Source organism: Microbispora sp. NPDC049633 (assembly GCF_040675265.1).
Lineage (GTDB): Bacteria > Actinomycetota > Actinomycetes > Streptosporangiales > Streptosporangiaceae > Microbispora > Microbispora maris.
The window spans coordinates 1-19,633 of record NZ_JBFAOO010000134.1 but is presented as its reverse complement, the minus strand read 5'-3'; the positions used below and the strand labels follow the sequence as shown (position 1 = coordinate 19,633).

15 protein-coding genes are annotated in these 19,633 nt (G+C 73.4%); 8 read left to right on the top strand and 7 right to left on the bottom strand.

Going from position 1 to position 19,633, the window contains the following annotated elements:
• Positions 1-989, bottom strand: a 989-nt coding sequence (locus tag AB0J39_RS27830) for a S8 family serine peptidase (RefSeq protein ID WP_363469672.1), incomplete at its 3' end; no start/stop codon positions are given.
• 196 nt (positions 990-1,185) lie between these two features.
• On the opposite strand from AB0J39_RS27830, the gene AB0J39_RS27825 reads away from it, so the two are divergent.
• The 3 genes from AB0J39_RS27825 to AB0J39_RS27815 all read left to right on the top strand — a co-directional run bounded on the left by AB0J39_RS27825 (position 1,186) and on the right by AB0J39_RS27815 (position 6,100).
• Positions 1,186-2,958: a biotin carboxylase N-terminal domain-containing protein gene (locus AB0J39_RS27825; protein WP_363469670.1), complete on the top strand. Its 1,773-nt coding sequence runs from the start codon at positions 1,186-1,188 to the stop codon at positions 2,956-2,958.
• Positions 2,959-3,135: 177 nt separating this feature from the next.
• Entirely contained in the window at positions 3,136-4,512 is a 1,377-nt protein-coding gene (locus AB0J39_RS27820; RefSeq protein WP_363469674.1) for a hypothetical protein, read from the top strand.
• 358 nt (positions 4,513-4,870) lie between these two features.
• Complete coding sequence (locus tag AB0J39_RS27815; protein WP_363469668.1) at positions 4,871-6,100, top strand: pentapeptide repeat-containing protein; 1,230 nt, start codon at positions 4,871-4,873, stop codon at positions 6,098-6,100.
• 73 nt (positions 6,101-6,173) lie between these two features.
• Here AB0J39_RS27815 and AB0J39_RS27810 read toward each other — a convergent pair whose 3' ends face one another.
• The gene (locus tag AB0J39_RS27810; RefSeq protein WP_363469666.1) at positions 6,174-7,202 is read right to left on the bottom strand and encodes an ROK family transcriptional regulator; all 1,029 of its coding nucleotides are present in this window, start codon (positions 7,200-7,202) and stop codon (positions 6,174-6,176) included.
• 46 nt (positions 7,203-7,248) lie between these two features.
• On the opposite strand from AB0J39_RS27810, the gene AB0J39_RS27805 reads away from it, so the two are divergent.
• Entirely contained in the window at positions 7,249-8,421 is a 1,173-nt protein-coding gene (locus tag AB0J39_RS27805; RefSeq protein ID WP_363469664.1) for an MFS transporter, read from the top strand.
• Between the two features lie 5 nt (positions 8,422-8,426).
• On the opposite strand, the gene AB0J39_RS27800 is transcribed toward AB0J39_RS27805, so the two are convergent.
• A complete protein-coding gene (locus AB0J39_RS27800; RefSeq protein ID WP_363469662.1) occupies positions 8,427-9,821 on the bottom strand; it encodes an NAD(P)H-quinone dehydrogenase in 1,395 nt (464 codons plus the stop codon).
• 137 nt (positions 9,822-9,958) lie between these two features.
• On the opposite strand from AB0J39_RS27800, the gene AB0J39_RS27795 reads away from it, so the two are divergent.
• From AB0J39_RS27795 to AB0J39_RS27785, 3 genes are read left to right on the top strand one after another with little or no spacing between them, the layout of a single operon-like run.
• Positions 9,959-10,411, top strand: a complete 453-nt coding sequence (locus AB0J39_RS27795) for a gamma-glutamylcyclotransferase (protein ID WP_169985433.1) — start codon at positions 9,959-9,961, stop codon at positions 10,409-10,411.
• Positions 10,412-10,440: 29 nt separating this feature from the next.
• Complete coding sequence (locus AB0J39_RS27790; protein WP_363469660.1) at positions 10,441-11,262, top strand: purine-nucleoside phosphorylase; 822 nt, start codon at positions 10,441-10,443, stop codon at positions 11,260-11,262.
• Between the two features lie 9 nt (positions 11,263-11,271).
• Positions 11,272-12,906: a phospho-sugar mutase gene (locus AB0J39_RS27785; RefSeq protein ID WP_363469658.1), complete on the top strand. Its 1,635-nt coding sequence runs from the start codon at positions 11,272-11,274 to the stop codon at positions 12,904-12,906.
• Between the two features lies 1 nt (position 12,907).
• Here the strand turns inward: AB0J39_RS27785 and AB0J39_RS27780 are convergent, their stop codons facing one another.
• From AB0J39_RS27780 to AB0J39_RS27770, 3 genes are all read right to left on the bottom strand, one after another.
• Positions 12,908-14,128, bottom strand: coding sequence for an alpha/beta hydrolase (locus AB0J39_RS27780; protein WP_363469656.1), 1,221 nt, complete (start codon positions 14,126-14,128; stop codon positions 12,908-12,910).
• A 120-nt stretch (positions 14,129-14,248) separates the two neighbouring features.
• Complete coding sequence (locus AB0J39_RS27775) at positions 14,249-16,654, bottom strand: FtsX-like permease family protein (protein ID WP_363469655.1); 2,406 nt, start codon at positions 16,652-16,654, stop codon at positions 14,249-14,251.
• Complete coding sequence (locus AB0J39_RS27770) at positions 16,651-17,385, bottom strand: ABC transporter ATP-binding protein (protein ID WP_363469653.1); 735 nt, start codon at positions 17,383-17,385, stop codon at positions 16,651-16,653. Before AB0J39_RS27770 ends, AB0J39_RS27775 begins: the two co-directional genes overlap by 4 nt.
• Before the next feature lie 98 nt (positions 17,386-17,483).
• Here AB0J39_RS27770 and AB0J39_RS27765 point away from each other — a divergent pair, with 98 nt between their 5' ends.
• The gene (locus AB0J39_RS27765) at positions 17,484-18,092 is read left to right on the top strand and encodes a response regulator transcription factor (RefSeq protein ID WP_363469651.1); all 609 of its coding nucleotides are present in this window, start codon (positions 17,484-17,486) and stop codon (positions 18,090-18,092) included.
• Here AB0J39_RS27765 and AB0J39_RS27760 read toward each other — a convergent pair.
• A partial coding sequence (locus tag AB0J39_RS27760; protein WP_363469649.1) for a histidine kinase occupies positions 18,089-19,633 on the bottom strand: 1,545 nt, incomplete at its 5' end. The two genes, AB0J39_RS27765 and AB0J39_RS27760, sit on opposite strands and share 4 nt — an antisense overlap.

Sequence of the window (19,633 nt, the reverse complement as noted above, 5' to 3'; positions counted from 1 at the left end):
TCTGGCGAGTCCTCGAGGAGGATGGGCAGGAGCGGCTCGTCCACCTGGAGCGGCAGGATCGCGGTGACGGCGAGCAGCGGGTTCACCATCCCGGCGCCCGTGCCCGCCCCCACGCCGCCGTCCGCCGTGGCGGTGATGCGCCACCGCACCCGCTCCTGGTTCAGGCTCGGGTGGCGGGCACGCACCAGCGCCGCCACCCCCGCGACGTACGGCGCGGCGAAGCTGGTGCCTTCGAGCCCGCCCATGTACGACCGTCCGGGCCAGGTGGAGGTGATGTTCTGGCCCGGCCCCAGCACCGCCACGGGGGTGGCCGTATTGGAGAAGTCGGCGCGCCTGCCGTCCGGGGTGGCCGACCCGACGGCCAGCACCCCCGGGTACGCCGCGGGGTAGGCGGGCTCCGGCGTGCCGTCCTCCGCTGTCGTGTTGCCGGCCGCCGCCACGATCACCGCGTCCTTGTCCAGCGCGTACGCCACGGCCTGCCGGAGTTTGGGATCGTCCTGGGCCTGGATCGACACGTTGATCACGTCGGCGCCGTAGTCGGCCGCGGCCACGATGGCCCGTGCCAGCGTGTCCACCTCGCCGTTCTCCTCGTTCGTCTGCTTGAGCGAGATCAGCCGCACGCCCGGCGCGACCCCGTGGAAGGGGACGCCCTTCAGGTACTGGGCGGCGATGATCCCGGCGCCCGCCGTGCCGTGCCCGACGCAGTCGCGGTGTCCGGTCCCGGTGTAGTCCACCGACTTGGCCACGTGGATCTGCGGGTGCGTCAGGTCCACTCCGCTGTCGATGATCGCGACGGTGACCCCCTCACCCGTGGTGAGCGGCCACACGCGCTTCGGGTCGAGTCTCCGCTGCCCCCACGGCTCGGCCACCTGCATGCTGCCCTTGCGCGGCGCGCACCGCACCGGCGCGGCGTGCGCCTGTGCGGGAGGCGCGGGCGGTGCCACGAGAAACAGCGCCAGCACGGTCGCCAGAAGGCCGGGTCCCCGCATGAGTGATCAGCCTAACCTGTCGGACTTGACCGATGATGCCGGTTCGAAACAGGCATACCGGCGATGAGAACCGGGAGCGGCGAAACAGTTCCGACAACAGTTCCACTCAGCAAGGGGGCGGACGCCGTCTGGCCGCGGCAGATGCTTAAAATCCAGCAAGGCTCGTAACCAGGGGCCCTAGGGAAGGATGGACACGGTGCACAAGGTCCTGATCGCCAATCGTGGTGAGATCGCCGTACGGATCGCCCGGGCGTGCAGGGACGCCGGGATGACCAGCGTCGCGGTCTACGCCGACCAGGACCTGGACGCCCTGCACGTGCGGGTGGCCGACGAGGCCCACGCGCTCGGCGGGCAGAGCCCGGCCGAGACCTACCTCGACATCGACAAGATCCTCAAGGTGGCCAGGCAGACCGGCGCCGACGCCGTCCACCCCGGCTACGGCTTCCTCGCCGAGAACGCCGGCTTCGCCCAGGCCGTCATCGACGCCGGACTGATCTGGATCGGCCCGCCGCCCGCCGCCATCACCGCCCTGGGAGACAAGGTCCAGGCCCGTCACATCGCCCAGCGCGTGGGCGCCCCCCTGGTCGCCGGCACCCCCGACCCGGTCTCCGGCGTCGAGGAGGTCGTCGCCTTCGCGCAGCAGCACGGCCTGCCGATCGCGATCAAAGCCGCGTTCGGCGGCGGCGGCCGCGGCCTGAAGGTGGCCCGCACCCTGGAGGAGATCCCCGACCTGTACGAGTCCGCGGTGCGGGAGGCCGTCACCGCCTTCGGCCGCGGCGAATGCTTCGTCGAGCGCTACCTGGACCGGCCGCGTCACGTGGAGACCCAGTGCCTGGCCGACGCCCATGGCAACGTCGTCGTCGTGTCCACCCGCGACTGCTCGCTGCAGCGCCGGCACCAGAAGCTGGTGGAGGAGGCGCCCGCGCCGTTCCTGACCGGCGAGCAGCTCGAACTCCTCTACTCCTCGTCCAAGGCGATCCTCCGCGAGGCGGGCTACGTCGGGGCGGGCACGTGTGAGTTCCTGGTCGGCCAGGACGGCACGATCTCCTTCCTCGAAGTCAACACCCGGCTGCAGGTCGAGCACCCGGTCAGCGAGGAGGTCGCCGGCATCGACCTGGTCCGCGAGATGTTCCGCGTCGCCGACGGCGAGCCGCTGGGTTACGACGACCCGGTGCTGCGCGGCCACTCCATCGAGTTCCGCATCAACGCCGAGGACGCGGGCCGGGGCTTCCTGCCGGCGCCGGGGACGATCACCTCGATGCGGGTGCCGTCCGGGCCCGGGGTGCGGCTGGACGGCGGGTACGAGACCGGGATGAGCGTGCCGCAGGCGTTCGACTCGCTGGTGGCCAAGCTGATCGTGACCGGCGCCACCCGGGCCCAGGCGCTGGAGCGCTCACGCCGCGCGCTGGCCGAGTACGAGATCGGCGGCATGCCGACCGTGCTGCCCTTCCACCGGGCCGTGGTGGACGACCCCGCCTTCACCGGCGAGCCGTTCACCGTCCACACCCGGTGGATCGAGACCGAGTTCGACAACACGATCGCGCCGTACGAGGGCGAGGTGGGCGCCGCGGAGCCGGCCGAGCGGGAACGCATCACGGTCGAGGTCGGCGGCAAGCGCCTGGAGGTCGTCCTGCCCGCCGGGCTGGGCTCGTCGGGTCTCGGTTCGGCGGGCGCGGGCGGCTCGGGCCCGGCCAGGAAGGCCGCGCCGCGACGGTCCGGCGCGAATGGCGCCAAGAAGGCCGCGGCGAGCGGCGACTCCCTGGTGAGCCCGATGCAGGGCACGATCGTCAAGGTCGTCGCCGCCGACGGCGACACCGTCGAGCCCGGCGACACCATCGTCGTCCTGGAGGCGATGAAGATGGAGCAGCCGCTCACCGCCCACAAGGGCGGCACGGTCACCGGCCTGGCCGCCGCCGTGGGCCAGACGGTCACCGCCGGGGCCGTCCTGTGCGAGATCAAGGACGCCTGAGCGGCGCGTACGGCCGGCGGCGGATCGGAAGAGACGGTTCGGCGACCGGCGCGAGGGCCACTTGCCGGCCGGAAGGACGCATGCCCCGTCGCCTATGCGGAACGATAGGTGTTTGTGGAGGAACCATCACGCCCTGCCGTTCGTCCAGTAGGGCGAAGGAGGCTTGAAGCCGTGACCATGAAGACACCGCTCGGCCGGGTGGGGGCCGCCCTGGCGGCGCTGCTCGCCGGGCTCATCACACTGCTCGCACTCGCCCCGGCCGCGATGGCGGCGGCTCCCCCGGACCCGGCCACGGTCCTGTCGTCCTGGAAGAACGCCCAAGATCCGCTGTTCGTGATGAGCGGATCGCCGCTCTCGTCCAGCCAGCAGAGCGAGATCCGCCAGGCGCTGAAGGATTCGAAGTCCAAGATCTACGTGGTCGCGATGCCCGACGGCACCGTGACTACAGCCCAGGTGAGCACCTACATCCCGCAGCTCCTGAGCGAACTCGACAAGGCCGGCCGCTCGAGCGCGACCGTCGCGCTCCTCGACGGCAACAGCCTGTTCGCGGGGTCGACCGAGCTCCCCAAGAACGCGGCAGGAACGCTGACCCGGCTGTCCACGAGCTCCAACAGCGACGTGGTCACCGGCATGCAGGACTTCGTCAACCGGGTGAACCTGGTGCGCGAGGGTGACGTCAAGGCCGCCCGCGCCAAGGGCAGCACGGTCGGCGGTGGCGGCGGTTCGGGAGTGCTCGTCGGGATTCTGGGCATCGCCGTGGTGGGAGGTGCCGGTTTGTGGATCGTCGGACGCCGCAACAAGCGCAAGCGCGAGCAGCGCGAGGCCGCCGAGCTCGCCGCCGTCAAGCAGACGGTCGAGGAGGACGTGACGAAGTTCGGTGAGGAGATCACCGCACTCGACATGGACGTCAAGATGCTCCCGCAGTCCGAGACGACGACGGACTGGCAGCGGGCGCTCGACTCCTACGAACGGGCCAAGAACGAGCTGGCCGCGGTCCGGCGGGCGGACGAGCTGCGCACGGTGACCTCCACCCTGGAGGACGGCCGCTACGCGCTGGCCTGCGTCAAGGCGCGCGTGAACAACCAGCCGCTGCCCGAGCGGCTGCCCCCGTGCTTCTTCAACCCCCAGCACGGCCCGTCGGTGCGCAACGTGCGCTGGGCGCCCCCCGGCGGCGCCGTGCGCGACGTCCCCGCCTGCGCGGCGGACGCCGAGGCGGTCGAGCGCGGCTTCGACCCGCAGATGCGCGAGGTCATGGTCAACGGCCAGCGCCGGCCGTACTGGGACGCCGGTCCCATGTACCAGCCCTACGCGTACGGCTACTACGGCGGCTTCGGCGGCGACCTGCTCACCGGCATGATGGTCGGCACGATGCTCGGCGGCGCCTTCGGCGGCTGGGGCTACGGCGGCTACGGCGCCGGGTACGACTCCGGCTACGCCGCGGGCGTGGACGCCGGCGGCGGCGACTGGGGCGGCGGCGGAGGCGACTTCGGCGGAGGCGGCGACTGGGGCGGCGGCGACTTCGGCGGAGGGGACTTCGGCGGAGGCGACTGGTAACGCCTGAGCGCTTCCGGCGCGGCATCGACGAGGGGCGGGCCCGATGACCCGCCCCTTCGTCATGTCCGGCAACCGGCCGGGGGTTCCAGGATCACCAGTCAGAACCGGCCGCCGCCTCCCGAATCACCGCGCAAGAACCAGCCACCGCCTCCCCGGACACCCGCGCAAGAACCAGCCACCGCCTCCCCGGACACCCGCGTTGGATCGGGCCGCGGTTCCGGGATCGCCCTCCGGGCCGCTCCGTCCGCTCCCCCGGCGAGGACGCCGTCGGGCGATCGCCGGGGGCCGGTCAGCGGATTGCAAGTGGCATTTAAAGATCGCGTGGGAGACTCGGGGCGTTCCCCTCAGGAGGCCCCCCGTGCGTCGTCTCGTCCCCGTCCTCGTCTCCGCTCTGTCGCTCGCGTTCCTCTCGCTTCCCGCGACCGCCGTTCACGCGGCGTCGGCTCCCTGCAAACCGGGCAGCGGCGCCAACCTGCGCGGCAAGGACCTCACCAGCGCCACGCTGCCGTACAGCATGCGGTGCGCCGACCTCACGGGCGCGAAACTGGATGAGGTGGATCTCACGGGCAAGGACCTCACCGGGGCCGTCCTGCGCAAAGCCTCGCTGAAGGAGGCCGACCTCAGCCAGGCGCATCTCGACTACGCCGACCTGCGCGGCGCGGACCTCTCCGATGCCGACATGGGTCAGATGCGGGCCAAGCAGGCGAACCTGCGCGGGGCGGTCCTCGCCGACGCGGACGCCGTGCAGGCCGAGTTCCCGCACTCCGACCTGACCGGCGCGGTTCTCACCCGGGCCGTGCTCACCCAGGCCAACCTCACCGACGCCAAACTCGTGGACGCCGACCTGAAGGACGCCACACTCGGGCAGATCAAGGGCCGTACGGCCGACTTCACCCGCGCCAAGCTCGGCGAGGCCAAGCTCAGCCAGGCCCACCTGGAGCACGCCGTGCTCAGGGACGCCGACCTGTCGGAGGCGGAGTTCACCCAGGCGGAGCTGGACGGCGCGGACTTCCACGGGGCGAACGTCGACAAGGCCTCCTTCACCCAGGCCGACGACGCGGACCTCACCGGTGCCCGGGGCACGCCCACCGGCCTCCCCGACGACGCCGTCGCGCCCGGCGCGACCACCGAAGAGGACACGGCCGCCGGGGACCACCCGGCCGGAGACGCCACGATCACGTCGGGGCAGGACCTGCTGGGCCGCCCCAAGGGCCCGTCGCCCGCGCTCATCCTCGTCATCGTGTCCGGACTCGGCCTGAGCCTGACGCTGATCCTGTGGGGTGTCGCGCACCGGCGCAAGGAGCGGTTCGTGGCCGAGATGGCGGTGGCCAGGCACGCCGCCGAGGAGGACGTGACCCGCTTCGGCGAGGAGATCGACGCCCTCGACTTCGAGATGAAGATCAACCAGGTCAGTGGCCCGACCTATGAATGGCGCGCGGCGCTCGACGCGTACGAGGCGGCCAAGCAGGCGCTGCACGTCGCGCAGACGCCGTACGACCTGCAGGCGGCGGCCGTGGCGGTGGCTCGGGGGCGGCAGGCCCTGCACATGGTCAGATCGGGGCTGTCCGGCACGAGCGGCCACCACTGACCATCCCCCGTCGGCGGGCAGGCCCGCCCGGCGACCGCCCCCGCGGGTCACCGGACGGGCCGGCGTCCGCCGGTCAGCGGCGGCCCTGCCCGAAGACGGCGTCGCGGGCGATCGAGAGAGCGGTGGAGACGGCGCCCCTCAGGACGGGGTTGTCGGGGATCCCGCTCACGCGCACGTGCACCGGGACGGGCGAGACCTCCGTCAGGCGCTCGGCGACCAGGGCCGCCAGCGGATCACCGCCCGCAAGGCTGGTGGCGCCGCCGAGGACAACGAGGCCCGGGTCGAGCACGGCGACGAGCGTGAACGCGGCCGTCGCGACCCGGTCCGCCAGAGCCGGGAGGTCCAGTCCGCGGACGGCCTGTGCGCCCAGCAGATCGCACACTTCGATGTCCAGCCGGCCGAGGAAGCCGATCTCGCCGGCGCCGCCGGAGGCGCCCCGGCGGAGCCTGCCGTCCAGCACGACGGCCGCGCCGACGCCGTCGTCGAGCCACAGCAGCGCGAAGTCGTCCCGCCCGGCGGCCGCCCCGGTGGCGTGCTCGGCGACGGCGGCCAGATTGACCTCGTTCTCCACGGTGACCGGCGCGTCGACCAGGGTACGCAGGGCCGGGAGGAGCCCGGGCCGCCAGGCGGGCTCGACGTTGCCCGCCGACAGGTCTCCGGTCTGCGGGTCGACCATGCCGGGCGCGCCGATCACGACCGCGTGCAGGGGACGTGCGCCGGCCGCCTCGGTGAGCGCCTCCGCGACCAGCGTGGGAAGGTTCCCGCCGATCGGCCGTGTCGCCGAGCCCACGGTCGCGCCGGTGATGTCGGCGACCGTCACGTTGACCACGTCGCGCCGCACGTCCACACCGCCCACGAAGGCCCGGTCGGCGACGATGCCGTAGAGCCGGGCGTTGGGGCCGCGCCGGTCCCCGCCGCTCTCCCCCGTGACCCGGATCAGTCCGTTGACCTGGAGGCGTTCGATCAGGTCCGACACGGTCGGGCGGGACAGGCCGGTGAGCGCGCGCAGTTGCGGCGCGGTCAGGGGGCCACGTTCCAGCAGCAGATCGAGAGCGAGCCGGTCGTTGATGGCCCGCGCGAGCTGGGGCGTCGCGGTCTTCATGGAAAATCCTCTTTTTATCAGGAACCCTGCCTGTTAATTTATCCCCATGCGAGACAGACATCAACGGGCCACAGCCCTCGTCTTCGCCGTACACGGAGCGGTGGCGGGCACCCTCGCCACCCGGATGCCGTGGCTCCAGGAGCACCACGGCATCGGCACCGCGGCCCTCGGGCTCATCCTGCTCTGCCCGCCGATCGGCTCGTTCCTCACGATGCCGCTGACCGCCCGGCTGGCCTACCGGTTCGGGGCCAGGGCGACGACCCGGACCCTCCTCGCCCTGTGGTGCGGGTCGCTGGCCCTGCCCGTGCTGGCGCCGGGGCCCTTGTGGCTGGTGCCCGCGTTCCTCCTGTCCGGCGCCGCCGCCGGGATGTGCGACCTGGCGATGAACGCCCAGGGCGTGATCGTCGAACGGCGGCTGCGCCGTTCGGTCATGTCCGGCCTGCACGGCATGTGGAGCGTCGGCAACCTCTGCGGCGCGGGCGTCGGGGCGGTGGCCGCGCAGACGGGCCTGGACGCCCGTGCGCATCTCCTCCTCGTGGCGGTGTCGCTGGTCGCCGCGGGCACCGCGGCGAGCCGTGCGCTCCTCGACGACGGTCCCGCGCCGGACGAGAAGCCGCCGTCGCGATTCACGGTGCCGCCGAGGGCCGTCCTGCTGATCGGCCTGATCGGCTTCTTCGCCACCTTCGCGGAGCGGGCCAGCGGCCAGTGGGCGGCGATCTACCTCACGGACGTCGCCGGGGCCGGAGCGGGCGTCGCCGCGGCCGGCTACGTCGTGTTCACCGCGTGCATGGTCGCGATGCGGCTCGGCGGAGACTTCGTCGTGCGCAGGATCGGGCCGGTCGCGACCGTGCGCGCCGGGGCCGTCACCGCCGTACTCGGCGGCGTGATCGTGGTGGCCTTCCGCACACCCGTGCCGGTGATCGCGGGGTTCGCGTTGTTCGGCGCCGGCGTCGCCGTCGTCGTGCCCCTGGTGTTCGCGGCGGCGGGCCAGGTCGCCCGGACACCGGCCGAGGGCGTCGCGGGGGTCGCGACGATCACCTGGATGTCGGGGCTCGTGGCTCCTCCCGTCACCGGCTGGCTGGCCGGGACGTTCGCCTTCCCGTTCGCGTTCGCTCTGGTGACGTGCCTGGTCGCGGCGATGATCTGGCCGGCGCGCGCCCTGCGGCCGCGGGCGGCGGCCGCCGCCCGCGTCCCCGTCGGCGCGGCGTGCGCGGACTGACGGGGTCAGATGCCCCCGGCGGTCAGCGGGGACATGAGGCGGCGGGCGGCCTCGGTGATCGACCCCGACAGCGACGGGTAGACGGCGAAGGTGTGGGCGATCTGGTCCACGGTCAGGCGGTGCTGGACGGCCAGCGACACGGCCAGGATCAGCTCCGAGGCCCGCGGGGCGACCACGACGCCGCCGAGCACGATGCCGGTGTTCGGACGGCAGAACAGCTTCACGAAACCGTCGTTGAAGCCCTGCATCTTGGCCCGGGCGTTGGTGGCGAGCGGCAGCTTGACGACGTTCGCCTCGATCTCGCCCGACTCGATCTGCCGCTGCGACACGCCCACCGCGGCGATCTCCGGGTCGGTGAAGATGTTGGCGGCGACCGTCGCCAGCCGGATCGGCTGCACGGCCTCGCCGAGCGCGTGCCAGACCGCGATCCTGCCCTGCATGGCGGCGACCGAGGCGAGCATCAGGACGCCGGTGCAGTCTCCCGCGGCGTACACGCCGGGCGCGGAGGTCCGCGACACCTTGTCGACCTCGATGAAGCCGTTGCGGTCGAGCCGCACGCCGTTGTCCTCCAGCCCGAGCCCGGAGGTGTTGGGGACCATGCCGACGGTCATGAGGCAGTGGCTGCCCTCGGCGGTGCGGCCGTCCTCCAGCGTCACGACGACGCCGTGCTCGGTGCGCTTCACGGAGGCGGCACGCGAGCGGCCCATGACGTTCATGCCGCGCCGCCGGTAGACCTCCTCCAGCACCTCGGCCGCGTCGGCGTCCTCGTTGGGCATCATCCGGTCCCGCGAGGAGACCAGTGTGACCTGCGACCCGAGCGACCGGTAGGCGCCGGCGAACTCGGCGCCGGTGACGCCGGAGCCGACCACGATCAGGTGCTCGGGCAGCTCCTCCAGGTCGTACAGCTGCCGCCAGCTGAGGATGCGCTCGCCGTCGGGCTCGGCTCCGGGCAGCACACGGGGGTGGGCACCGGTCGCCACGATGACCACGTCGGCCCGGATCGTACGGTTTCCCGCGCGCACCACCTGGGGATCGACCAGCCGGCCCCGGGCGCGGATGACCTCCACGCCCTCGGCGGCCAGCCGGGCGGCGATGTCGTTCGACTGCGCCAGCGCGAGTTCCTTGACGCGCTTGTTCACGTCGATCATGTCCACGGCCACCCCGCCGGCGTCGCCGTCGGGGCCGCCGTCGAAGCGGACCCCGAGGGACGAGGCGTCGAGAAGCGCCTGCTTACGGGCGGAGGAGGCGATCAGGGTCTTGGACGGCACGCAGTCGGTCAGCACGCACGCCCCGCCGGGACCCTCCTCCTCCACGACGGTGACCTGAGCGCCCAGTTGCGCGGCGACCAGGGCCGCCTCGTATCCGCCGGGGCCGCCACCGATGATCACGATCCTTGTCACAAGCTCCATTGTCACGCATCCTGGCTTCGTATTCCCGGCGAGGGGCGCGTAACGGGCCGACTACGCGGTTTTCTCTCGCCACACCCCGTGCGCGCTACCCGTCCAACTTCCGGGATCTTGGTTTAGGCTTGTGTGCCGTGCCTGTTTACGCGGCCTACGGCAGCAACATGGACCCCAAGCAGATGGCGGAGTGGGCGCCCCACTCGCCCATGCGAGGAACGGGCTGGCTCCCGGGCTGGCGGCTCACCTTCGGCGGCGAGGACGTCAGCTGGGAGGGCGCTCTCGCCACGATAGTCGAGGACGCCGACGAACAGGTATTCGTCGTCCTGTACGACGTGCCGGAGTGGGACGAGGCGTCCCTCGACCGCTGGATGGGCACCGACCTCGGCCTCTACCGCAAGGTCCGGCTCCGCGTCGCGACGCTGGAGGGCGACGTGCTCGCCTGGTCGTACGTGCTGGACTCCTACGAGGGCGGGCTGCCGTCGGCGCGATACATCGGCATCCTGGCCGAGTCCGCGGAGAAGGCGGGCGCGCCCGACGACTACGTCACATGGCTGCGCACCCGCCCGTGTAAGAAGCTCGGCGACTGACACGCCCCCGGCACTTATCGGCCGGGTTCATGCGCTTCTGTACCCTCAGCAAAGTGACCCCATATGACCTGGCGGCCGAGGCCGCGACCACGCTGAGGAACCTCACCGGCATCTCTTCCTTCGACGTCGCCCTCGTCATGGGCTCGGGCTGGGTCCCGGCGGCGGACGCGATCGGTGAGACGGTCGCCGAACTCGCGGTGACGAAACTGCCCGGGTTCTCCCCGCCCGCGGTCGCCGGTCACGCGGGCACGGTGCGGGCGGTGCGCACCTCGGCCGGGCTCAACGCGTTGATCTTCCTCGGGCGTACGCACCTCTACGAGGGCCGCGGGGTGGAGCCGGTGGTCCACGGGGTGCGCACGGCCGTCGCGGCCGGGGTGCGCACGGTCGTGCTGACCAACGCGGCGGGCGGGCTGCGCCCGGAGACCCAGAATGTGGGCGACCCGGTCCTGATCGGCGACCACATCAACCTCACCGGCGACAACCCGATCACCGGCGCGACGTTCATCGACCTCACCGAGGTGTATTCGAAGCGCCTGCGCGACCTCGCCCGCGCGGTGGACCCCACGCTGACCGAGGGGGTGTACGTCGCCTTCCGCGGCCCGACGTACGAGACGCCGGCGGAGATCCGCATGCTGCGCACGCTCGGCGGCGACCTGGTGGGCATGTCCACCGTGCTGGAGGCGATCGCCGCCCGGGAGGCCGGGGCCGAGGTGCTCGGGATCTCCCTGGTCACCAACCCCGGCGCGGGCCTGGTGGGCGAGCCGCTCAACCACGAGGAGGTCCTGGAGGTCGGCCGGGCCACGGCCGCCCGCATGGGCGTCCTGCTCGCCCAGGTCGTCGACAAGCTGTAGGGGGCACCCATGACCGATCTCGTACGGCTCGCCGAAGACTGGCGTGACCAGGACCCCGACCCCGAGACGCGGGCGGAGCTCGACGCGGTCCTGGAGTGGAACGATCTCGCCGCGCTGGAGGACCGCTTCGGCGCCAAGTTGGAGTTCGGCACGGCGGGTCTGCGCGGCGCGCTGGGTGCCGGGCCGAACCGGATGAACCGGGTCACGGTGATGCGGGCGGCCGCCGGGCTGGCCCGCGTGCTCGGCCCCGGACGCCACGTGGTGATCGGCTACGACGGGCGGCACAAGTCCGACGTGTTCGCCGCCGACACGGCCCGCGTGCTGACCGGGGCGGGCCTGCGCGCCTCGGTCATGGCCGCCAAGTGGCCCACCCCGGTCCTGGCGTTCGCCGTGCGCCACCTGGGCGCGGACGCGGGCGTCATGGTCACCGCCTCGCACAACCCGCCCCAGGACAACGGCTACAAGGTCTACTGGGGCGACGGCGCGCAGATCGTGCCGCCGATCGACGAGGAGATCTCCGCAGCCATCGACGCGGTCGGCCGGGTGGACGCGCTGCCGCTGGGCGAGGACTGGCGGACCCTCGGCCACGACGACATCGTCGTGCCGTACCTGCGGGCCCTTGCCGCGCTCCCGATCGGCGACGCCCGCGACATCGCGGTCGCGTACACGCCGCTGCACGGCGTCGGCGGCACGACCGTCTCCGAGGCGTTCCGCGCGGCGGGTTTCGAGGTGCCGGTCATGGTGAGCCGGCAGGCGATGCCCGACCCCGGCTTTCCCACCGTGGCGTTCCCCAACCCGGAGGAGCCGGGCGCCATGGACCTCGCGCTCGAACTCGCCGCCGCGACCCGCGCCGACCTGGTGATCGCCAACGACCCCGACGCGGACCGGTGCGCGGTCGGCGTCCCGCTGCCCGGCGGCGGCTACCGCATGCTCACCGGCGACGAGGTGGGCGGCCTGCTGGCCGAGCACGTGCTGCGGCACACCTCGGGGGACGACCGGCTGGTCGCGACCTCGATCGTGTCGTCGTCGCTGCTCGCCAGGATCGCCGCCGCGCACGGCGTGCGGCACGCCGAGACCCTGACCGGATTCAAGTGGATCATGAAGTCGGGTCCCGGGCTGGTCTTCGGCTACGAGGAGGCGCTGGGCTACAGCGTCGGGTCGGACGCCGGCCTGCCGGTTCACGACAAGGACGGCGTGGGGGCCGCCCTCGTCGTCGCCGGGATGGCCGCCGCCGCCAAGCGGGACGGCGGGTCGCTGCTCGACCTGCTGGACGACCAGGCCCGCCGGTACGGCCTGCACGCGACCGCCCAGCTGTCGGTCCGGGTCGAGGACCTGTCGCTGATCGCGCAGGCCATGGAGCGCCTGCGCACGCGGCCGCCGGTGCAGCTGGCCGGCCGGGTCGTGGAGTCAGCCGAGGACCTGTCCCTGGGGGTGGCGGGGCTGCCGCCGACCGAGGGCCTGCGCTACCGCCTGTCCGGCGACGCCCGGGTCGTCGTCCGGCCCAGCGGCACCGAGCCCAAGCTCAAGTGCTACCTGGAGGTCGTCGTACCGGTCGAGGGCGACGACGTCCCGCACGCCCGGGCGAGGGCCGCGCAGGACCTGGAGGCCCTGAAGAAGGACCTCTCCGTCGCCCTCGGTCTTTGAGCTACTTGCAGACGGTGTCGCGGGCCGGTCGCTCGCCGGTGACCAGGAACGCGGTGACGGCTGCGTCACCGCAGGCGTTGCCGTTGACCAGGTAGGACCCGTGCCCGCCCGAGTCGACGGCGACCATGCGCGCCCGGCCCCCGAAGGCCTCGCGCATCCGCAGGGCGCCGCTGTACGGCGTCGCCGGGTCGCGCAGGTTCTGCACGAGCAGGACGTTGGACGGCCCCTTCGCCGTGACCCGCACCGGCGCCTCGGCCGGCCGGTAGGGCCAGTAGGCGCAGGGGCCGATGTCGACCGGCATGCCGGCGGTCAGCGGGTGAGCCGCCCGGTCGCGGACCACCAGCCGCCGGTGCAGGTCGAGCGAGCTCGGCCACTCGACGTCGTTGCAGAGGGTCGCGGCCGCCGAGGCCGCGGCGTTCTGCATCGCCTCGTCCGGCGGGGTGGAGGCGGGAAGGGGACCAGAGCCGAGCGCCGCCCGCATGAGCCCGGCCAGGCCGGGGAACCCGGTGTCGGAATACAGCGCGTTCAGCATGGTCTCGCGCAAAACCGCGCCGTCGAGCCGCGGCGGATTGGATCCCGGCCACTCGATCGGCTCGCGGTCCAGGCGCTCGGCGAGGTCCAGGAAGGTGCGGCGGACCGCCGCGGCGTCCGCGCCCAGGCCGAACTCGTCGTCGCGCGCGGCGGCCCAGGCCGCGAAGTCGGGGAAGCGGTCGTCGACGCCCACCGAGTAGTTGGCCAGCCAGGCGCGGGCCACCTTCCGCGGGTCGGGATCGTCGTTGCTGTCCAGGATCACCCTGTCGGTCCGGCCGGGGAACATCGTGGCGTAGACGACTCCGGCGTACGTGCCGTAGGAGACGCCCCAGTAGGACAGCCGCCGCTCGCCGAGGGCCCGGCGGACGGCGTCGATGTCCCTGGCCTCGGTGCGCGTGCTGATGCTGCGCAGCACGGGGCCGCCGTTGCGGGCGCAGGCCTCGGCTATCCTGCGTGACCACTCGGCGTTCCGCTCGATGTCCCCGTCGGCGGACGGGTAGGGCTTGAGCAGGGTGGGCGCCAGGTCGTCGTGCGCGAGCCCGCAGGAGACGGGCGAGCTCCGGCCGACGCCCCGCGGGTCGAAGCCGACCAGGTCGTAGCGGTCGAGCACGGCGCCCGGCAGGCGCCGCACCATCGCGCTCGGCCTGCTCAGGCCCGGGCTGCCCGGTCCTCCCGGGATGAGCAGCAGCACGCCCCTGCGCAGTCCCGGCCGCGCCGTACGGATCCGGGAGACGGCCAGGGAGATCGTTGCTCCGCCCGGCCTGCCTTCGAGTGCGTCGGGGGAAGTTCGAGCGTGTCGGGGGAGGAGGGTCTACTGGCGGGCGCCGATGGTCTCGGCCGGGCGGGCGCGCAGAGCGAGACGCGCGGGGAGGCTCGTGGCGACCAGGGCGAGCGCGGCCACGGCGGCGATCACCAGCGCGTAGCCGGCCGGAGGGACGTACGGCAGGGCCGACCCGGTCATCCCCCTGCCGAAGGCCGACAGCGTGACGAACGCGATGCCGGTCCCGGCGAGCACGGAGACGACCAGCGCGGTCAGGGTCTCCAGCCGGAGCATGCGCAGCACCTGCCGCCGGGTCGCGCCGACCAGGCGGAGCAGGGCCAGCTCCCGCGACCGGTCCGTGATGGACATGGCCAGCGTGTTGACCACGGCGATCGCGCTGAACGCGATGATCAGGCCCATGGCCACGTAGTTGACCTCGGCGTTCGGGGTCTGCGTCCCGGTCCCCTCCGTCGGCGACACCACCGGCGCCACGGCGGCCAGGGCCGCACGCGGGACCGCGGGGGCCTCGACGAGCAGGGTGCCCGAGGGATCGTCGACATGATTCGCGACCAGCGCGTACGGCAGGGTCAGATCGCCGAACCCCAGGCCGCGGGAGTAGATCGCCGCCACCTTCAGCTCCGCCGGGGTGCCGTCGCCCAGGGTGAACCTGATCGACTCGCCGACCGACAGCCCGAGCCTGGAGGCGGCCGACTCGCTCAGCGCGGCCGACCGGGCGCCGAACCCGTCGAGCGAGCCGGAGACGACCCCGAGGTCCACGGCCTGCCCGAGCGGCCGCTCGCCGCCGTCGACGCCCTGCGCGCCGTACTTGTCCAGCCCGACGCGCACGGAGGTGCGCACCACCGAGGTGACGGCCTGCACGCCCGGCACGCGGCGCACGGCCTCGATCAGGGCACCGTCGGCCGTCGCGCCGCTCACCACGTAGTCGGCGTGGGAACCGGCGGCGGCCTGCGCGGCCGACGCGTGCCCCATCGTGGTCTGGCTGAACAGGATGGTGCAGGTCATGGCCACCAGAAGGGTCAGCGGCGCCATCACGGAGGCCATCCGTCCCGGGCCCGTCCGCAGGTTGCCCGCCGCCAGGTATCCGGCGCGGGAGGCGCGCAGCGCGACGCCGAGCAGGGTGGTCGCGACGCGGGCGAGCACCGGCCCGAGCAGGGTGACGGCCACCGTCCAGACGAGCGCGGTCAGCATCGTCACGGGGCTCGACGCCGCCTCGGTCTCGAGTCCCGACAGCACCAGTGTCAGCACGATTCCACCGGCGACGCACAGGACGCCCGCGATCGACCGGCCGAGGGGCAGGCGGCCCCCGTCCATGGCGGCCTCGCCGAGCGCCTCGACGGGGCGGATCCGCGCGGTGCGGCGAACCGACAGACGGGTCGCGGCCCAGGCCGCCACCACGGCGGCGAGCAGGGCGGCCGCCGCCGGGAACGGGCTGACCACCAGGCGCAGGTTCGCCGGCATGGCGCCCAGCTCGACGAACCGGCCGCGCAGCCAGAACCCGAGGCCGATGCCGGCCGCCGATCCGACGACGCCGGCGACCAGGCCGACCAGCAGCGCCTCGCCGCCCAGCAGCCGGCGCACCTGCCCGGGCGTGGCGGCGACCGCGCGGAGGAGGGCGATCTCACGCCGCCGCTGCTGGACCGCGAGGGCGGAGGTGCCGGTCACGACGAGGATCGCCACCAGCAGGGACGTGCCGCCCAGCGCGCCACCCAGGCTGATAAGCCGCACCCGCGCCTGCTCCGCGTCGAGGAACTCCACGGTGCCGCGCTCGTCCCCGGCGTAGGCCACGAGACGATCGGTCAGCACCGGAGAGACGTCCACGCGGGGAAACACGCCGATCGCGGTCACCAGGCCCGGGCGCCCGGCCAGCCGGCGGGCCTCGGCCGTCGAGAAGAACACCGTGTCCTGGCTCGGCAGGGCCTGCGCGGTGACCCCCACGACCCGGTAGGCCTTCCCCCGGACGTCGAGAGCGGCGCCCACGGACAGGCCGGAGCGGGCGTCCACGACCACCTCCCCGTCACCGCGCGGCGGGCGGCCCCGCCCGACGGTGAACGGCGTGAGCCCCGCCGACTCCCACCCGTGCCCGAGAGCGTGCCCGTTCAGAGGGAACGTCACCTCGGTCAGCACCTCGGAGACGCCCGGCAGGCCGCGCAGCCTCGCGGCCGTCGCCTCGGGGATCCAGACCCGCTCCGACAGCGGCTTGGCCTTCGTCTTGACCTTCCCGGAGGACTTGGCCACGGTCTCGTGGACGTTCTGGTCGCCCGCGACGATCAGCGGCGCGCCCGCGTAGCGCTCCGGCGCGATACCGCCCCGCAGGCCGGTCTCCAGCAGCATCAGGCACGCGCAGACCAGCGCGGCGGCGCACACCAGCGCCACGAACGCCCCCGCGAACGCCGCCCCGCGGTGCCGCAGGGTCTTCAGTGCGAGTCCCGTGATCATGCCGCGTACGCCCCCATCCTGGTCATGCGGTCGGCGACCTTCTCCGCGCTCGGCGCGGCCATCGCGTCCACGATCCGGCCGTCGGCGAGGAACAGCACGGTGTCGGCGTAGGAGGCGGCCACGGGGTCGTGGGTCACCATCACCACGGTCTGGCCGAGGCCGTCCACCACCTCCCGCAGCAGCCGGAGCACGTCACGGGCCGTCATCGTGTCGAGCGCGCCGGTCGGCTCGTCGCCGAAGACCACCTGCGGCCGGGTCACCAGCGCCCTGGCGATGGCGACCCGCTGCTGCTGTCCGCCGGACAGCTGGGCGGGGCGGTGCCCGAGCCGGCCCGCCAGCCCCACCCGCCCGACGATCTCGTCGAGCCACGCCCGGTCGGCCCGCGCCCCGGCCAGCCGCATCGGCAGCGTGATGTTCTCCAGCACGGTCAGGGACGAGACCAGGTTGAACGCCTGGAACACGAAACCGATCCGCTGCCTGCGCAGCTCCGTCAGCCGGGTCTCGTCCATGCCGGACAGCTCCGTGCCGCCCAGCCGTACCGAGCCGGAGGAGGGCGTGTCCAGCCCCGCCGCGCAGTGCAGGAACGTGCTCTTGCCCGAGCCCGACGGTCCCATCACGGCGGTGAAGCTCCCGCCGGGGATGGTCACCGAGACCTCACGCAGGGCGGCCACCGCGCCCTGTCCCTTTCCGTACACCTTGCTCACCGCGTCAAGGCGGAGCACCTCTGTCATGTGCTCAAGCCTGCTGATCAGCGGCGTCGCTTCCCAGAGACGGCCTCACCTCGTGACCATGACCTCGTCATGATCCGGACACTGGTAGACATATCCGCGTGATTCGCGTACTCCTTGCCGAGGACCAGCACGTCATCAGGAGCGCCCTGGCGGCCCTGCTCGGGCTGGAGGAGGACCTGGAAGTCGTCGCGACCGTGGAGTCCGGAGAGGCCGCCCTGGCCGCCGCGCTGGTCCACCGCCCCGACGTCGCCGTCCTCGACATCGACATGCCCGGCAGGCTGGACGGCCTGGCAGCCGCGGCCGAGCTCCGCACGCGCCTGCCCGCCTGCCGCGCCCTGATGCTGACCGCGTACGGCAAGCCGGGGCACCTGCGCCGCGCCCTCGGCGCCGGTGTCGCCGGCTACGTGCTGAAGACGGCGCCGCCGGACGAACTCGTGGCCGCCATCCGCAAGGTCGCGGCAGGCGAGCGGGTGCTCGACCCCTCGCTCGCGGTCACCGCCTGGGACCTGTCGGACAACCCGCTCACCCCGCGTGAGGCGGACGTGCTCCGTCTGGCGGCCTCCGGCGCGGACGCCGCGGACATCGCCGCGCGGCTCCACCTGGCCGCGGGCACCGTGCGCAACTACCTCACCGAAATCGTCACCAAGCTCAACGCCCGCAACCGGACCGACGCCGTGCGCATCGCCACCGAGGCCGGCTGGATCTAGTGCCGCGCGGGCAGCGGGGCGGGATGCGGCACGCAGGCGTCGAGCGTGAACCGATCGCCGTCGACGCGCGAGGTCAGCCGGCCATCCAGGGCGGCGAGGCGGGTGGTCAGGTTGCCGATGCCGGACGACCCCCGCCGCCTCTCCCCCGGCCGGACGCCGTCGTTGCGCACCCGCAGCCGCAGCCCGCTCTCGTCGGCGCGCAGCGTGATCGCGCAGTGACGGGCCTCGCTGTGCCTGAGCACGTTCGTCACGGCCTCCCTGAGCACGGTGCCCAGCACGGTCTCGACCTCGGCGGGCAGGTCCGGCTCGACCGGCTCCACGGTCACCCGGATCCCGGCGGCCGACAGCACCGTGCGCGCCGACTCCACCTCCGCCGCGAGGGACAGCTCCCGCTGCTCGCCCGAGACGGACCGCAGGTCCGCCCGCGCCCCCTCCGCCATGGCGACGATCTCCTCGATCCGCTCCCGGGGGCTCGGCAGACGGCGGGCCAGCTCACAGGTGAGGAGGATCGCGGCCAGGGAGTGCCCCAGCAGGTCGTGCAGGTCACGGGCGGCGCGCAGACGCTCCTCGACGATCGCGGAGCGGGCCAGGCTCTCCCTCGCGGCCTGGAGCTCCTTCACGATCTGAGCCAGGCGGAGCAGGGCGTAGACCACGAGCCCGGTGACGAGCGCGCTGATCGTGCTGTTGGCGAGGACGGGGGCCGGCAGGCCGAACAGCCTCCCGGCCCCGGCGACGCTCGCCACGATCGCCGTGGCCGCCGGCCACGCGGCGCGCCAGGGGAAGGCGAGCAGGACCGGCCCGGCGAGGAAGCCCGCCACGCCGAGCCACACGGGCCCGAACACCGGGATGGGCGCGTACGTGAGCACCGCCATCACCCCGAGCGCCACCATGTGACGCCCGTTGACGGAGCGGAGCTGCATGACGACGATCACGGCGAGGCACGCCGCGGCCGGGAGCACGAGGGCGCCGGGGAGCTGGAGCAGTGCCTTGACGCTGAAGCCCACGAGAACGGCCGCGAGCACCGCGACCGACACCACGTACGACGCGTCGTACGCGGGCTCCGGCAGCAGCCACCGCCGCCGTCCCGCCCGGCTCTCCCCCACACCGGCGCCGATGCCCGCCTCGCCGGACGCCGTCCGCTCGGACGGGCCGCGGGGAAGGGTGGCCTCCACCACGAAGTGCCCGGCGGGGGTCAGACCGGTGACGAGGGTGCCGCCCGCCTCCTCCAGCCGGAGGCCGTCGAAGTCCGCGCCCTCGGCGGTGCGGTGGCCGTCGTCGACGACGCGCAGCCGCACCCTGCCTCCCTGCGCGTCCGCCTGCTCGCCCGTTTCGATGACGCACAGCCGGGCGGTGCCCCGCCGTACGACGTCGGTGACGGCCTCGCGCAGCACGCCCGCGAGCAGCGCCCCACCGGGGCCGAGGGGCTCGGTGTGGCCGCCGCGCACCTCGACGGCGATTCCCGCGGCGTCGAGCATCGCCCGCGCCGTGACCAGCTCGGGACCGAGGGAGGTCGCGCGGTAGTCCGCGGAGGCGGCGCGGGC

Bases quoted from the DNA above. Each gene is read 5' to 3' on its own strand.
- AB0J39_RS27770 (WP_363469653.1), bottom strand. From the start codon at position 17,385: ATGACAGAGGTGCTCCGCCTTGACGCGGTGAGCAAGGTGTACGGAAAG.
- AB0J39_RS27785 (WP_363469658.1), top strand. From the start codon at position 11,272: ATGACCGATCTCGTACGGCTCGCCGAAGACTGGCGTGACCAGGACCCC.
- AB0J39_RS27805 (WP_363469664.1), top strand. From the start codon at position 7,249: ATGCGAGACAGACATCAACGGGCCACAGCCCTCGTCTTCGCCGTACAC.
- AB0J39_RS27790 (WP_363469660.1), top strand. From the start codon at position 10,441: ATGCGCTTCTGTACCCTCAGCAAAGTGACCCCATATGACCTGGCGGCC.
- AB0J39_RS27775 (WP_363469655.1), bottom strand. From the start codon at position 16,654: ATGATCACGGGACTCGCACTGAAGACCCTGCGGCACCGCGGGGCGGCG.
- AB0J39_RS27820 (WP_363469674.1), top strand. From the start codon at position 3,136: ATGAAGACACCGCTCGGCCGGGTGGGGGCCGCCCTGGCGGCGCTGCTC.
- AB0J39_RS27810 (WP_363469666.1), bottom strand. From the start codon at position 7,202: ATGAAGACCGCGACGCCCCAGCTCGCGCGGGCCATCAACGACCGGCTC.